The following is a 15,977-nucleotide window of genomic DNA, read 5'->3' on the forward strand; positions in this document are numbered from 1 at the left end:
GTTGCAAATGTAGGAATAATTATGAGCAGTTTTTTTCTGTATATAGGACAAAGATTAGCGGCGGTATTTACCACTTTGCTGGTCGTGTCTATTTTAGTTTTTGTCGTTATTGATTTACCACCAGGTGATTTTGCTTCTGCAAAAATCGCAGAAATGGCCGCTATGGGTCAAGATGTCGACCCAGAGCAGATACTTGTTTTGCGTGAAATGTTTGGTTTGGATAAACCGTTGCATGAGCGTTACATAAGTTGGATGGGAGGTCTACTTACAGGTGATCTCGGGCTTTCTCTGGTTAACAATAAACCAGTTTGGGATAACATTCAGCCTACACTGTTACCTACCATTCTTTTAGCCTGTGCCGTACTGGTTTTCAAATTTACGTTGGCTATTCCAATCGGTGTTTACTCTGCTCTGCGTCAATACTCATTTGGCGATTACATCGCAACCATATTTGGCTTCATTGGTATGGCAACGCCTAACTTTGTTATTGCGATTGTTGCCTTGCTAATTGGTTATCACTCTTTTGACGTGATGCTGTCTGGCCTTTACTCGCCAGAGTATATCTCTCAACCTATGAGTTTCGACAAATTCATGGACGGTGTTAGTCGTAGCTGGTTGTATATTCTCGTTGCGGGTACCGCAGGTATGGCGGGTATCATTCGTATTATGCGTGCCAACTTGCTCGATGAATTAACAAAGCCTTATGTAAAAACCGCACGAGCGAAAGGCCAAAAAGAATTTACGCTCTTAGTTAAATACCCTATTCGTGTCGCGTGTCTACCACTTGCTGCGACGATTGGTTGGCAGTTACCACTTCTTATCAGTGCAGACGTGATTGTAAGCCAGGTGTTGAACATCCCGACAATGGGACCAACCATGCTTAGCGCATTGCGTAACCAAGATATGTACCTGGCTGGCGACATTCTATTGCTGATGTCTACCTTAACCATTATCGGCACCATCATTTCTGACCTCATCATGTATTGGGTAGACCCTCGCGTACGCGCTGGTCTTTAACCGAGGAGTAATCATCATGACAGCTAATATTCAAACTGCTCCTGCCAATAGCATATTTGCTCGAGTATGGAAGCGAAAGAAAAAACAGATTGACCTAACGGAAGCAACCGCCTGGCAATTGATTGGTCTTAAATTAAGACGTCACAAACTGGCTTGGTACAGTATGTGGTTCTTAGCTCTAATCTATTTTGTCGCTGCATTCGCAGAGTTTTTTGCACCGTTTAACTCAAGTGACAACTGGCGTCGATATACTTACGCGCCGCCGCAACAGGTAAATCTGTTTGAGAAAACCAGCGAAGGTTGGGATTGGGCGCCACATTTAATCGGCTACACCGTGAAAACCGACCCTCGTTCGCTAAAACGTCATTACACCGAGAATCCAGAGAAGAAAGTTTATTTTGAATTTTTTGGTGAGGTAGAACCGTACACGCTAGCGGGCTTCATTCCGATGAAGTACAAGTTACTTGTACCTAAGAATAAACGTGATCCTTTCTTCATCCTCGGTTCTGACCGAATGGGACGCGATATGTTATCGCGACTAATTCATGGTGCGCGTATCTCACTGTCGGTTGGTCTGATTGGTGTATTTTTTACCTTTTTCATCGGTATTTTGGTGGGTGGTATCTCCGGTTACTTTGGTGGCAGAGTGGATAACTTCATCCAGCGCACCATGGAAATTGTTAAATCGGTACCAACGCTTCCACTTTGGATGGCGCTAGGTGCGTCATTACCTAATGACTGGAGCTCGTTGCAGCGTTACTTCCTGATCACCATTATCTTAGGTTTGGTTGCATGGCCTGATATGGCTCGTGTTGTCCGCAGCCGCTTCATGTCATTGAAGAGCGAAGAGTATGTTGCAGCGGCATGGTTAGATGGCAACTCGCCATTTGAAATTATCCGCCGTTACATGGTGCCAAACTTCCTGAGTCATATCATCGCAGTGGTTACGCTAGCCATTCCGAGCATGATTTTGGGCGAAACGGCGCTTAGCTTCTTAGGTCTGGGCCTTCAACCACCTATGGTGAGTTGGGGTGTATTGTTACAAGAAGCCCAAAACATCCGTGCACTAGCGGATGCAATCTGGCTGTTAATTCCAGCAGCAAGTGTGGTTATTGCCATTCTAGCGATGAACTTTGTAGGTGACGGTTTACGTGACGCCTGCGACCCTTACCATGAACAAGGTGCAAAATAAGGTATTTAAAATGGCGGATAAAATTCTTGAAGTTAAAGATCTGAACGTCAGCTTCCCGACAACGATGGAAACCTTCCACGCTGTTAAAAACGTATCGTTTCATTTAAATCGTGGGGAAACCTTGTCAGTCATCGGTGAATCGGGTTCTGGTAAGTCTGTGACAACCAGCGCGATTCTTCAACTGCTGGACAAACCAGGACGCATTGATTCAGGGGAAATTCTTTATTATACAGATGGATCCAAGGTGGATATCACCACGTTGCATCCGCGTAGTGAAGAAATGCGTAATTTGCGTCGCTTTAACTTCTCATTGGTATCGCAAGAGCCAATGGCAGCACTGAGCCCTGTTCATACGGTTGGCGATCAAATTAAAGAAGTGCTTTGTCTTGTTGACCCAGGCATCACGAAACAAGTGGCTCATGAACGTGCAATTGAACTTTTGACTCAGGTACAAATGCCTGAGCCGGAAAGTTTGATTAACAAGTACTCGTTCCAGTTATCTGGTGGTCAGCGTCAACGAGTTGTCATCGCGATGGCGATTGCCAGTCGTCCGGATGTATTAATTGCCGACGAGCCAACAACGGCGTTAGATGTGACCACTCAGGCTGAAATTTTGGAGTTGTTTGCCAAACTGCAGCAAGAGATAGGCATGGCTATTTTGTTCATTACTCATGATTTAGGGGTAGTGGCACAAATCTCGGACCGTGTCGTCGTTATGGAAAAAGGTGTGGTTGTCGAGCAAGGTGATGTGCGCCAAATCTTCGAGCGACCTGAGCACCCATATACGATTAAGCTGATGAATGCGACGCGTGCGCTTGAGCTACCTTCTGAGGTGAAAAAACCGTTTGTTTACACAGGGCAAACGCCACTTTTAGATGTACACAACGTCACTAAAGTGTTTGAAAAACCGGGCAAGATGTTCGAGAAAAAACAATTTATGACGGCGGTTAACAACGCGACGTTAACGCTGCACCCAGGTGAGTCTTTGGGAATTGTTGGTGAGTCCGGTTCTGGCAAGAGTACCTTAGGTCGAGCGATTTTAGGTATGCAGCCAGCAACGTCAGGTAACATTCGTTACGTAGACGAAAGTAGTGACGTCGAGCTTGAGCTTGCTGACTACAAGCGTGTGAAACGCGATCCTTTGTTTGCCGATCTACGTTTGATTTTCCAGGACCCATGGTCTTCTTTAAATCCACGTATGACGGTTGCGGATATCATTGAAGAGCCGCTGAAACTGCTTCGTACAGAGATGAGCGCGCAAGAACGTAAAGATCGCGTACGCAATATGATGCGTCGAGTGGGTTTGCCTGCGGAGTTCTCAAGCCGCTATCCACACGCATTCTCTGGCGGGCAGCGCCAGCGAATTGTTATTGCTCGCGCGCTGGTGACGATCCCTAAACTCATCATTGCAGATGAGGCGACGGCAGCATTGGACGTATCATTGCGTGCACAGGTTTTGGACCTATTGATTGAATTCCAAAACGAATTTGGCACATCGTTCATCTTAATCACCCATGATATTGCAACCGTGAAGTACTTCTGTGATCGAGTGATCGTACTGCAACACGGCACGATAATGGAGCAGGGTACCATCGAGCAGGTAATTCATAACCCACAAGAACCATACACTCAAAAATTGATTGCAGCGGTTCCTGTTGCCGAACTACCTAAAGAAGTGGCGTAAAGTTCACTGGTTACTCTAACTCAGGGTGACTTTAAGTTGTCTTTAAAAGGCCGCGTTATGCGGCCTTTTTTATTTTCACAATTCGTAAATTATAAAAATATTAAAAGGTTCCTATGAAGTTTTGGCAAGATCTGTCCATTGTTAGACGTATCTACATTGGCTTTACCTTGTTGTTGCTGGCGATGATTTCGATTGCGGGCGTGAGTTTGCTCCAGGGTAACTTGCAGTCTGAGCGTACCCATATCGTGACAGAAGTGATTTCTCCTTATATGGTTGAGTTGAATCGAGTGACAGTGCATCTGCTCACTAGCCAAGCCTTGGCTAACTCTTATTTCACGCCGTTGGATGCCGACATATATACAACAATCGAATCTCAGTTTTTAAAAAACCATGAGCGCTATGATGAAAAATTGTTGGAGTTGGATGCGTTGTTCACCCAACTCAACGAACATCAAATTGATTTGTTAAAAACTCCACGTGACATCGCCCTATTTTCTCAAACACACGATTTGTTCAAACGGTATCAACAAGTTGTCGACACAGAGCAATGGGTAGAGGGTCGGACTAGGCAGTTTGTTTTAGACAGCACCAAAATGAAACGTGCCGCTTATAGCTTGTCTGGCTCGGTTGATGATATGAATGCCAGCTTTATGGCAAACAATCTAGCAGCCACTATTGATTCACTTATTTTTAATACCAACCAAGGCTTAAATTCGAATTCGGCAGACGTTATCGATGGACTGATTAAAAAGAATCGCGCCGTCGCCGAGCGGATTATTAAAACCAGCCAGTCTCTCGCGGAAAAAACACGCAGTTATACAACGCGCGATCAAAAACTCCTGAAGACTGTGATCGATCATGCGACGGACGAGCAAGGCGTGTTGGTCAAACATTATCACGCCATGTTGGAACAGGCCGAAGTTTTCGAACTCCTCGCTGGGGTTCAGTCAGATACGGCACAGTTAATCGATCTGTTTGTCCATCAGTCTGAACAGCTTCGACAACTGTCTGAACAGCAAGTTACTGAAGTCAATGTGATGCAAGCGAGAGGAGAAAAACTTATCATTTTGGTTACGTTATTCTCTTTCTTAATCGTGTCAATGGTTGCTGTGACACTAAGCCGGACGATTCGTAACGCGTTATACATGCTTAAAGCGTCGTTAAATCGTATAGAAAATGGCGATCTGACGTTAACTACCGGCATTAAAAGCAAGAATGAGTTTGGCGAATTGTCTAACTCGATAGATCAAATGATCAATACACTCAAGCACTTGGTGGCATTGGTACAGTCGGTATCCCATCAGCAAAACCAGCTTGCTAATCACAATCAAGTTACAGCCTCTAAAAGTCAAAAATCGCTGGAGTCACAGCGCATCGAAACCGAAAGTGTCGCAGCGGCGATGAGCGAAATGGAAAGCTCGGTCGCGGAGGTCTCCCAAGCCACACGTACCAGCCAAACTCAGTTAAACGAAATTGAGCGTTCGGTCGTGAAAGGACAACAACAAACCACTGACAACCTCGAAGCTCAACATCAGCTTTCACAAGCTCTCAAAGAGTCCGCAGATGCCATATCGCGAGTGAGTGATGTAAGCACAGAGATAGGCCGGGTGCTCGAAGTGATTCAAGCCATAGCGGATCAAACCAATTTGCTCGCGCTTAATGCCGCCATCGAGGCCGCGAGAGCTGGAAGCATGGGGCGCGGCTTTGCTGTGGTTGCGGACGAAGTTAGGGAACTCGCTGGTCGTACAGGTCGTTCAACCCAAGAGATCCATACAATGACTCAATTGTTGCATAAATCGGTTGAGCAGGCGGTCCAGCAAGTGGAGCAATGCCATTTTTATATGCAGCACTCGCGCGAATCATCCAATCAAACCAGCATGGTAATGCAAGGTATTCAAGCTTCAATTTCTGAACTTGCTCAGTTGGGAGCACATATCGCTTCGGCGACAGAACAGCAACAAAACACCGCGATAGACATAGCAAAAAACATCAGTCGAATCTCAGACATCGCGTCATCGAATTCAAAAGGCGCTGTGGAAGTGGCAGCAAACGGACAGAAGTTGCAAGAGCTGTCGATAGAGCAACTTAAATTGATTGAGCACTATAAGCTGGGGTGAGTGATGGAGATGCGTCAAGGATTAGGTTTATCCAATAAAGCGATTCGAGTTCACAACAAGCGTTCCATCTTAACGCATTTGGCGAAAAGTGGTCCCTTGAGTAAATCAGAGTTGGCGTCCCGCACTCAGCTTTCGATACCTGCTGTGAGCAAGATACTGTCGGATTTGGATGCTGAATCAAAAATCATGCTTTTCCCCGGACCTGTTCAACGCCGTGGTAACAGAGCGGGGATCTATGCACTTAGTAATAAACTCAGCCCCATTCTTTGTTTAAATGTATCACCAAACAAAATCGCGGCACTCGTTGTTACTGCAGACCTGGAGTTGCTACTCGAAGCCTCAGAGACCGAGATCAATGTCGAAACACCAGAAGCGTTAATTGACGCGGTCTGTGACGTATATGATAACGCACGAAACGCCAGTAAACAGCGCAAACTACGTGTCGCTATCGGCTTGCACGGTCAAGTATCCAGGCACAGTGGGGCATCTTTACATATGCCTCTTGCCAAGTGGAAAGGCGGCTTTGAATGTCGATATTTGTTAGCGCAACGGCTTGATACAGAGGTCATTGTTGAAAACGATTGTGTCGGATTGGCATTGGCAGAAAAGTGGCAAAGTGAACGCCCTGAGCACTTTTGTGTAGTGAATTTAGACTATGGAATTGGCTCGGCTTTTATCATCGATGAGCAAGTCTTTTTTAGTCGTTCTCATGCGAATGGCGAAATTGGACACACTTTGGTGGATATTCATGGCAAGCAGTGTGGCTGTGGCCAGAGAGGATGCCTGGAGACGGTTGCCTCGTTATCGGCATTACAAAGTGAGTGGGATAAGGTTTTACAGAAAGGGTGTATAGGGAATGCACATTTTATTGATGCGGTATTAGCGAATCATCCAAGTGCCATACGTTTGAGTGAAAATGCAGTCAATGTGATTGGCCGAACGTTAAGTAATTGCTTAAATTTAGTCGGCATTGAGCAAATTTTACTGTATGGCCCTTTATGTGAGTTGGGTGACGCTTGGTTAAGCAGTATTCGCGAAGCAATTGCCTCACACCCATTCAATGACAACGACGAGCTGACTCAGCATCAAACTCAAGTTATTTTTGGTGAATTATCAACTTCTCAACAGCTTAAGGGGTTAGCGTATCTATTTATTGAGAAAAGCTTAAATTAGCCTGAGCATTATTGATTATCACCTAGGCATTTAGAGTCGGGGTAAGTTTAGTACCCAAGATTTTTGGCTGAGAAAAATGCGCCAACTGAGTTGGCGCGTTAGATTAGAAATGAAATTCGCCACAATCTGATTGTTGCAATTCAACACCTCGATGTTTGGCTCTTATATAGGCGTTGCGAGCGATTCTATTATCAACTTCCTCAACAAAAGAGTGTTTAATTTCGGCTAATCGCGCAATGCTATCGGATGATTGAGTTGGTGGCTCCGATTGCAGAATAGGAAGCGTATTAGGCTTGGTATCTAACTCCAAAATAGCGGGTACAAGCGTATTCATCCCTTCATTTACCGGACGGGCAATCACCAGTATCTTGCCGGCCGTTTGCGTGGTGCGAATCAACGCTGGTGCGCTCCCCCATTCCGTTGCCCTTGGGTTCGCAAAAATGTTGTCGGCTTCGATTAGGCTCGCTTCACCATAAACCTCAAACTTTATGTGATGTCGGGCCAAGCGTTTTACATTTCCATCTTCATCAGTGACTTCAGCAACGATGGTACCAATATCAGAACCATTGGCGATGAGCGATGAGTTGTCGATACTAAGGCGCAGACGTGTTGGTCGTTTTGCCGGATACTTGATTTCGGTGATCACACATTCGTCACCCACAAAGCCTTTGGCAATAATGCAGGCTTCGGTGAACCTTTCTTCGCGGTGCAGGTGCTTAAAGTCCATAAAATTAAAAGCGCCTTTGAATATAGCAGGCAAAAACGGAATGCCTTTTCTCGGATTTTTGACAACTTGTGTACCGAAATATTGACCCGCGACACTCAGTTCAACTCTATCCACATTGCTCACCACCACGATATCTGAACCAGAAATAGGCGTGGCTTCGTGGAGTATTTTCAAATGGTAACCCGATTGGCAAATAGGATGGGTTTTGTTTGGGTTACGCTGCGCCATGAATACATGGTAGCTGTATTTATCTTGGCGAAACGCATCCATAATACCACCCCAAAACTGCTCAGGATGATAACCGCGTTGGTGATCAAAACCATGCCATAAAGTGCCGCCAATATGCTGCCGTGGTGTTTGATGTAATACGTTGAGATTGGTGGCATATTCATGGCCGGAACTATCGGAGCCTGTAGCGTAGTGCAGCGCTTGAATGATTTGTGCTTGTTCACCCCAGCTACGATGAACTCGGCTGTTAGAGTTGTGAGAATTCCAGTCGTCGACGTTATCTCCCCATTCGCGCGTAAATACGGGAACGTCAAATTCCGCAGGATAAGTCAATTGCCCTTCATCCGCTTCACCTTCTTTGACTTGGTTAGGATGCGCATACATCACTTCTCTTGCTTCAGGACAATCAATATAGCTGTCGAGTGGAACCCAAGTCGCTTCATCCATTTCTTGATGAACAATTTGGTGTAACTCTTTTAAAAACCAGTGCGGCTGATGGGTTTCATTTAGAGCGGGTTCAAACATCCAAATGCATGCGTGGTTGCGATCGCGACGAATTTTTTCGCGTACGTTTTGCTTGGCTTGTTCAACAAACTGAGTCTCTTCATTCCAGAATTGCCAACCAATAGAAGGCTGAATAATTAATACTCCCAATTGATCAGCGGCATCAAGAAAGGCAGGGTCTTGCGGGTAATGAGCGGTGCGGATCACCGACAAGCCAGCATCTTTGAGTTTCTTTACATCATTCCAATGCTGGCTATTGCTCAATGCAGTGCCGATGTGTGCGTAGTACTGATGGCGGTTAACACCGATTAGCTTTTCTTCGTAGGCTTTGCCGTTAATGTAAAGGCCATCTTTGCCTTTTAGTTCAAGAGTGCGAATGCCATTTCTCAATCGCACGCTATCAATCTGTTCGCCAGAATTGTCGAAGAGTCGGCAGTCTAGCCAGTACAAATTAGGTGAGTCGGGGTGCCAAAGTTCTGGCTGCTCTACTTGCATTTTACAGCTGATATGCTGATCACTAGATTCTATCGAAACATTCAACGACTGCTTGGTAGTAACGTGTCCAGTTTGGCAAGAGCTCAGTTGGCACTCAATAGTGACTGGCTGCGTATTATTCGTTTGATTAATGATCTGCATGCCAAGATCAATGGTGGCACTTTGTTCTGAAACGTTGCGATAGCGAACTCTTAATCCAGAATGTTTGGTATTAGGGGTTGGAGTGTTAGCGATTCCTTCATGGCCAAAATGCATCATCTTTTGTGTGGAATAGAGCCACACATCGCGATAAATACCGCCAACGTAAGTAAAATCAAGCTCGTATTGATTTTTTCCTGCTGGGAAGCTTGAGTCATCGCTATTATCTGCTTTGACCGCAATAATATTGGTTGAATCAAAGTTCAGGAATGACGTTATATCAATAACAAGCGGTAGAAATTCTTCTTTACGCGAGGCAATCAGCTCTCCGTTAATCCACACTTCTGATTTACCTTGAATAGCTTCAAAATCAATGATGATTCTTTGATCTTTTAAATTCTCCGGGATAAGAAAGTGCTTCCGGTACCAAACGACGCCTTGGTAATTAATGGTGCCACTGGCATCTTCAGGTAACAATTCCACACAATGTGGGAGAGAAACTGATACCCAGTTTTTATCATCGCAAATAAGTTGATTGGCGTTTAGAGGATCACCCTTGTAGAACAGCCAGCCCCCATTGAAATCAAAAACGTGACGTGACGGATCCGGCATAGAGAAAAATCCAGAATGAGAAAAATCACGCTGACAATTAAGCGAGTGAATTGGCTTGTGGTGAATGAGTTGTGACAGGCAACGAGTCTGTTCTATCTGTGATGCCATGTGTTGTTCCTAATGCTGTTACTTAGACCGTGGTAGTATATCAACGCCTTAAAATTCAATTTGGAACAGTTTTGAATCCAAAATCACACTACAAAGTTAACCAAGTTTACTATTGTTCCATTTAATCGCGTGATTGTTGGTATTTACGATTGTGTAAACTGAATTGTCGCTTTATTTATTAATAAACAAGGTCGAAAAAATAAAGGCATATTATTTTTTCTTATATTTTCATTGGGACGGAATGGGTTGTTAATAGAAAGTGTAAGTGGTGATGAATAAGTTAATTGTTTGATTTTGTTTATTTAAAAAGAAAGAGCCCATAAGGGCTCTTTTAGTATGCAAACAATATCTTAGGAAATATAAAGCTATATCTTATTTCAACCAGTAACTACTTTCGTAGGGCCAATACCAGTTAAAACTTACTTTGAGCTATCAAAGACTTTAAGTTTCAAATGCTGCTAACTTAACCTCATTAAAACCATCGTATTTTAAATGACTCATATTCAATATCTTTGGATTAAAATATTAATCTGATAGTGAAGAAATATTTCATAAAATAAGAACAGCTAGTAGCTAACTAGCGTTCACAGCTAAATAGTATCACTATGGAGTGATAAATCAATTTTGAAACGATGTTTTATAATCTGTGTCACATAATTGAAATTGATAAAAATTAAAAATGAAATGATGTTTCATTTAATGTTGATTGCATCGGGGCGATTGTTTATAGTTTTTGTGCTCATTTTGCTTCTGTATGAATTTTTAGTTTCTGGGTGAGTACAGGAAAGCGAGGTGATCATCTTCCCGTCATAAATCGACTGTTGTTAGAGGAATCGTGATGCGCGCTGTTGAACATCGCAAGTTGTCCCTTCTGTTTCCGTTTTTAAGCTGGTCTTCCAAGGTAAACTCTCAAACTCTTAAAGCGGATATCTTAGCCGGACTTACAGGAGCAATTATCGTGCTCCCCCAAGGTATTGCTTATGCCATGATTGCAGGTTTGCCGCCTGAGTTTGGTCTGTATACGGCAATTATTCCCGCTATTTTGGCATCACTGTTTGGCTCATCGCATCATTTGATTTCGGGCCCGACAGCGGCTCTTTCGGTGATTGTCTTTACCACCATAAGTCAATTCGCTGATCCGGGAACGCCTCTTTACATCCAACTGTGTTTTACGTTGACCCTGTGTGCCGGGATTATTCAACTGCTTTTCGGACTGTTGCGTTTTGGCGTTGTGGTCAATTTTGTGTCTCACTCTGTGGTGCTTGGGTTCACTTTAGGTGCGGCGATTGTTATCGGGGTCAGCCAGCTTAAACATGTATTCGGTTTGCAATACGACTCAGGCGAAACGGCGGTTGAAAATATCATACTGCTAGTCAGTAATATCAATGCATTAAATAGTAAAGAGCTATTAGTGGGCATTGTTACCATCGCAGTTTGTGTGTTGTGTAAACGCATTTGGCCAAAACTACCCCACATGTTATTCGCGACCTTGGTGGCGATGGGGTTTGCGACTTGGATGAATCATGCCGGTAACGAAGTTTTGATGGTGAGCCAAGTAAGCAGTAACTATTTAAGCCTGTCTTCTCCTTTTGTTGGTTTTAGCCATATATCTACCATGCTTGACGGTATTTTCGCGGTTGCGATGTTGGGTCTGGTTGAAGCGATTTCAATTAGCCGCTCAGTTGCGATGAAATCTCGCCAACAGCTTGATAGTAATCAAGAGTTTATCGGCCAGGGAATTTCAAACATGGTTGGCTCGTTCTTCTCTTGTTATGTCTCCTCGGGCTCTTTCACCCGCAGCGGCGTGAATTACAGTAGCGGCGCACAAACCCCACTAGCCGCCGTGTTTGCAGGCGTGTTCTTATTAATCATCATGGTGCTGTTTGCTCCGTACGCAGCCTATATACCGATTGCAGGTATGGGTGGTTTGTTGCTGGTTGTTGCCTGGAATCTGGTGGATGTTCATCACATTAAAGTGATTGCAAAACATGATGGTAAAGAAATCTTTATTTTGGCAGTGACCAGCCTAGCCGCGATTTTTCTTCACCTTGAACTTTCTATCTATGTTGGCGTTGCAGCTTCTCTCTTTTTTTACTTGCGCAGAACGTCGCGTCCTACCATTGAATTATTAAATTGCGACGAGCTGAATATTGATGAACAGCAAGATATCGCGGTTATCCGCATCAATGGTTCGATTTTCTTTGGTTGCGTTCAATACCTCCACCAAGAGTTGCAGAAGATCAGTTCTAAGCAACTGATTATTTTGGGAAGAGGGATCAACTTCATTGACCATCTTGGTGTACAGATGCTCGATGACTACGTGTCAACCAGCGGGCGGAGCGTCTATTTCTGTCGCTTTAAAGCGAACGCCAAAGCATCACTATTAAATGGTGCAACGTCGGTACGAGAAGAACATTTTTCCGATCGATTGACGCCATTGTTAAAGCTCATTTGTAAGAGGTAATTCATGAAAGTATTAGTGACGGGTGGCTGCGGCTATATCGGTAGTCACGCCTGTGTTGCATTGGCAGCTGCAGGACATGAACCGATTGTGCTGGATAACTTCAGCAACAGTAATCCTAAGGCCGTGGGTCGTATTGAGAAGTTGATTGGGCGTTCATTGGTTGTATATCAGGGGGACATTCGCGACCGACTCGTGCTTGATTGCATTTTCGAACAGCACAGAATCGGTGCCGTGATGCATTTCGCCGGGTTAAAAGCAGTAGGCGAATCAGTGGCCAAACCCCTCGAATACTATGATAACAACCTCTCAGGCACGCTGAATTTACTGGCAGCGATGAGAGCTGCACATGTTTACCGTTTGATCTTCAGTTCATCGGCGACGGTCTATGGCGATCCTCTAACGGTTCCTATTTCTGAAACTGCCCAAACCGGCGCAACGACCAACCCATATGGTACGAGTAAACATATGGTCGAAAGTTGTTTGAGAGATTTCTCTGCTGCCAACCCGGACTGGAGCATCACGCTGTTACGTTATTTCAACCCGATCGGGGCTCATCCTAGCGGTTTAATTGGTGAAGATCCAACCGGTATCCCCAATAACCTGATGCCGTTTATTACTCAAGTGGCGATTGGACGACGCGACACGCTCTCTATTTTCGGTAACGACTACCCAACGCATGATGGCACTGGCGTACGTGACTACATTCATGTTCAAGATCTCGTCGAAGGCCATGTGGCGGCACTGGAAGAGCGAGGCAATGTCAGTGGGCTGCATGTCTACAACCTTGGGACGGGTAATGGCGTCAGCGTATTAGATATGGTTGCGGCGATGAATAAGGTACTCGGCCGAGAGTTACCAGTGCGCATCGAGCCACGAAGAGCTGGTGATATTGCGCAGTGTTTTGCCGAAGTGGATAAGGCTGAGAAAGAGCTCGGTTGGAGCGCGAATCACGATTTAATGGATATGGTTGAGCACAGTTGGAACTGGCAGCAGCGCAATCCGAATGGTTACCAATCTTAATTCTTTAAGGAAACATAATGTCTCAATCATTTGATGTAGCAGAGCATCCTCACCGTCGTTTTAATCCTCTCACGGGTGAGTGGGTGCTGGTGTCGCCTCATCGCGCGAAAAGACCGTGGCAAGGGCAACAAGAAACCCTCAATATTGAAAGCCTGCCGAATTATGATGACTCATGCTTTTTGTGCCCAACAAATACTAGAATCAGCGGTGATGTGAATCCGAATTATCAAGGTACGTTCGTGTTTAAGAACGACTTTGCCGCCCTTACAGAGCAAACCCCTGATTCACCAGTGAGCGATGATCCTCTTTTTCAACTTCATAGTGCCAAAGGGGAAAGCCGAGTGATCTGCTTCTCGCCTGATCACAGCCGCACTTTGCCAGAGTTGAGCGTGGAAGAAATTGGACATGTGATTACTACTTGGATAGAACAAACGGAAGAACTGAGCCAGCGTTATCCTTGGGTGCAGGTGTTTGAAAACAAGGGTGAAAGTATGGGCTGCTCTCAACCTCACCCGCATGGTCAAATTTGGGCAAACAGTTTTGTGCCTACCTTGGTAGCCAAAAAAGACCAACAGCAGCAGCGCTATTTTGCGCAGTACCATAGTCCTCTGTTACTGGATTATGTTCAGCGTGAAGTGGCGTCTGGCGAGCGTATTGTTGTCGAAAGTGATTATTGGGTGGCCTTGGTTCCTTACTGGGCAGCTTGGCCATTCGAAACTTTGGTATTGCCAAAAATTAAGCTAAGTCGACTGACGGAAATGACTCAAGAGATCCAGGCTGATCTCGCCAAGACGATTAAGTTGTTAACCACTAAGTACGATAACCTTTTTCAGTGCTCTTTCCCTTACTCAATGGGCTGGCATGGAGCACCGTTTATCGGCGGAAATCCCGACGCTTATTGGCAAGTACATGCGAGCTTTTTACCACCATTACTGCGCAGTGCCACAGTACGTAAGTTCATGGTTGGGTATGAAATGCTAGCAGAGAGCCAGCGTGACCTAACGCCTGAGCAAGCGGCAGAGCGTCTACGCAACGCTTCAGAGACGCACTACAAGCAGCAAGACTAGTTTTGCGACGTTCGGAGAAGAAACGCTTCTCCGAACCGCTGAATCATAAAGGTAGTTGGCGGTTGGCGAGTTTGACCATTCGCTGTAATAGAAAGCTGAAAATCAGCTTTTTTTTGAAATTAATATTTAAAATGAAATGATGTTTTAAAAATGTGAGCGAGTTATGCGTTTATAGAAAAGTATCACTGTAAACTATAGATATATCATCGAGCATAACCCTGAGTTTGCATTACAAAGGTTTTAAGAGAATTTCGGTATGAGTGAAACGATTACTTTGCGTCCGTTGCCAGGCACACTGGACGAAACAAAAGTGGTGAACCATCTAACCACGGTAGTAGAAGCGATTAAGCGTAATATTCCTAAAATTGGTGAGCGTAATCCAAAAATTGGTACTTCGGATCACCAATGGGATTACTGTGACCAGTTTGATTGGGTTTCGTCATTTTGGACAGGCGAGTTATGGCTCTGCTACCAAATGACGGCTGATCAGCAGTTTAAAAACAGTGCCAAGTTGCGCAAACAATATTTTGCCGACATGCTGCTTGACCCATTCTGGTTAGATCACGACTTAGGTTTCCAATACAGCTTAAGCTGCGTGGCCGATTACAAATTGACGGGCGATGAAGAGTCAAAAATGATGGCAATTCGCGCCGCTGATCACCTTATCCATCGTTTCAGAAAGATCGGTGGTTATATCGTTGCGTGGAATGACACGCATCCTCTTGGCCCTGAAATTACGCAAGGCAAATCGATCATCGATTCTCTGCAAAATACTGCGTTACTATTTTGGGCGTCAAAAGTGACAGGTTCTCCTGTTTATGCGCAAGCCGCAACTCGACACAGCGAGACGCTAGCGAAGCATATTGTGCGTGAGGATTACTCAACGTATCACTCATTTAACTTCCATCCGGTCACTCAGGAGCCGATCAAAGGTGAGACGTTCCAAGGTTACGCGGATGATTCCTGTTGGGCTCGCGGACAGTCATGGGCAATCCACGGTTTCGCTCAAACTTATCTGTACACTCAAGACGAGAAATTCCTAACGCTGGCGAAGAAATTAGCCCGCTACGCTGTAGAGCAAATCACAGACGATGGCGTTCCTGTTTGGGATTACTCGCTACCAAGTGACGAAATTCAGTACAAAGACAGTTCAGCAGGCGCGATTACTGCTGCGGGCTTACTGTTGATTTCGCAGTGTATTCAAGATCCAGAAGAAGCGAAGCAGTACCGAGATTGGGGTAACTTCCTGTTGCAAGGTCTGATGAACAGCTGTGATTTAACGGGCGATGAATCTGCGCTTGGCTTGCTTGCGCACGGTGCTTCGTTTGTCAAAGTTGGTCTGTGCGACAACATGTTGCCGTACGGTGATTACTACTATCTAGAAGCTTTGATGCGCGCAAACGGTTATCAGAAGTTCTTCTGGTAAGCACA

General features: G+C 44.9%; 10 protein-coding genes. 9 read left to right on the plus strand and 1 reads right to left on the minus strand.

Annotation, left to right across the window (positions count from 1 at the left end; genetic code table 11):
- The first annotated feature begins 21 nt into the window (after window positions 1-21).
- The 5 genes from VER99_RS18875 to VER99_RS18895 all read left to right on the plus strand — a co-directional run bounded on the left by VER99_RS18875 (window position 22) and on the right by VER99_RS18895 (window position 7,183).
- Window positions 22-1,017 carry an ABC transporter permease gene (locus VER99_RS18875; protein ID WP_014235060.1) on the plus strand — a complete coding sequence of 332 codons (996 nt, stop codon included), beginning with the start codon at window positions 22-24 and terminating at the stop codon, window positions 1,015-1,017.
- Window positions 1,018-1,033: 16 nt separating this feature from the next.
- Window positions 1,034-2,209, plus strand: coding sequence for an ABC transporter permease (locus tag VER99_RS18880; protein WP_020334988.1), 1,176 nt, complete (start codon window positions 1,034-1,036; stop codon window positions 2,207-2,209).
- A gap of 10 nt (window positions 2,210-2,219) precedes the next feature.
- On the plus strand, window positions 2,220-3,893 hold the full coding sequence (locus tag VER99_RS18885) for a dipeptide ABC transporter ATP-binding protein (protein ID WP_020334987.1): 1,674 nt from the start codon (window positions 2,220-2,222) through the stop codon (window positions 3,891-3,893).
- Between the two features lie 113 nt (window positions 3,894-4,006).
- On the plus strand, window positions 4,007-6,010 hold the full coding sequence (locus tag VER99_RS18890) for a methyl-accepting chemotaxis protein (RefSeq protein ID WP_020334986.1): 2,004 nt from the start codon (window positions 4,007-4,009) through the stop codon (window positions 6,008-6,010).
- 9 nt (window positions 6,011-6,019) lie between these two features.
- Window positions 6,020-7,183, plus strand: a complete 1,164-nt coding sequence (locus VER99_RS18895; protein ID WP_020334985.1) for an ROK family transcriptional regulator — start codon at window positions 6,020-6,022, stop codon at window positions 7,181-7,183.
- A gap of 103 nt (window positions 7,184-7,286) precedes the next feature.
- Here the strand turns inward: VER99_RS18895 and VER99_RS18900 are convergent, their stop codons facing one another.
- The gene (locus VER99_RS18900) at window positions 7,287-9,995 is read right to left on the minus strand and encodes a glycoside hydrolase family 2 protein (RefSeq protein WP_024372634.1); all 2,709 of its coding nucleotides are present in this window, start codon (window positions 9,993-9,995) and stop codon (window positions 7,287-7,289) included.
- 838 nt (window positions 9,996-10,833) lie between these two features.
- Here VER99_RS18900 and VER99_RS18905 point away from each other — a divergent pair.
- From VER99_RS18905 to VER99_RS18920, 4 genes are all read left to right on the plus strand, one after another.
- Complete coding sequence (locus tag VER99_RS18905) at window positions 10,834-12,459, plus strand: SulP family inorganic anion transporter (protein ID WP_020333533.1); 1,626 nt, start codon at window positions 10,834-10,836, stop codon at window positions 12,457-12,459.
- A gap of 3 nt (window positions 12,460-12,462) precedes the next feature.
- Entirely contained in the window at window positions 12,463-13,479 is a 1,017-nt protein-coding gene (gene galE / locus VER99_RS18910) for a UDP-glucose 4-epimerase GalE (RefSeq protein ID WP_020333532.1), read from the plus strand.
- A 14-nt stretch (window positions 13,480-13,493) separates the two neighbouring features.
- Window positions 13,494-14,546 (plus strand): UDP-glucose--hexose-1-phosphate uridylyltransferase, encoded by a 1,053-nt coding sequence (locus VER99_RS18915; protein ID WP_201765964.1) that lies wholly within the window; start codon window positions 13,494-13,496, stop codon window positions 14,544-14,546.
- A gap of 256 nt (window positions 14,547-14,802) precedes the next feature.
- The gene (locus VER99_RS18920; RefSeq protein ID WP_014235051.1) at window positions 14,803-15,972 is read left to right on the plus strand and encodes a glycoside hydrolase family 88 protein; all 1,170 of its coding nucleotides are present in this window, start codon (window positions 14,803-14,805) and stop codon (window positions 15,970-15,972) included.
- The last annotated feature ends 5 nt before the right edge of the window (window positions 15,973-15,977 follow it).

Source organism: Vibrio natriegens NBRC 15636 = ATCC 14048 = DSM 759, from assembly GCF_035621455.1.
GTDB classification, from domain to species: domain Bacteria; phylum Pseudomonadota; class Gammaproteobacteria; order Enterobacterales; family Vibrionaceae; genus Vibrio; species Vibrio natriegens.

Bases quoted from the DNA above. Each gene is read 5' to 3' on its own strand.
- VER99_RS18875 (WP_014235060.1), top strand. From the start codon at position 22: ATGAGCAGTTTTTTTCTGTATATAGGACAAAGATTAGCGGCGGTATTT.
- VER99_RS18880 (WP_020334988.1), top strand. From the start codon at position 1,034: ATGACAGCTAATATTCAAACTGCTCCTGCCAATAGCATATTTGCTCGA.
- VER99_RS18885 (WP_020334987.1), top strand. From the start codon at position 2,220: ATGGCGGATAAAATTCTTGAAGTTAAAGATCTGAACGTCAGCTTCCCG.
- VER99_RS18890 (WP_020334986.1), top strand. From the start codon at position 4,007: ATGAAGTTTTGGCAAGATCTGTCCATTGTTAGACGTATCTACATTGGC.
- VER99_RS18895 (WP_020334985.1), top strand. From the start codon at position 6,020: ATGCGTCAAGGATTAGGTTTATCCAATAAAGCGATTCGAGTTCACAAC.
- VER99_RS18900 (WP_024372634.1), bottom strand. From the start codon at position 9,995: ATGGCATCACAGATAGAACAGACTCGTTGCCTGTCACAACTCATTCAC.
- VER99_RS18905 (WP_020333533.1), top strand. From the start codon at position 10,834: ATGCGCGCTGTTGAACATCGCAAGTTGTCCCTTCTGTTTCCGTTTTTA.
- galE (WP_020333532.1), top strand. From the start codon at position 12,463: ATGAAAGTATTAGTGACGGGTGGCTGCGGCTATATCGGTAGTCACGCC.
- VER99_RS18920 (WP_014235051.1), top strand. From the start codon at position 14,803: ATGAGTGAAACGATTACTTTGCGTCCGTTGCCAGGCACACTGGACGAA.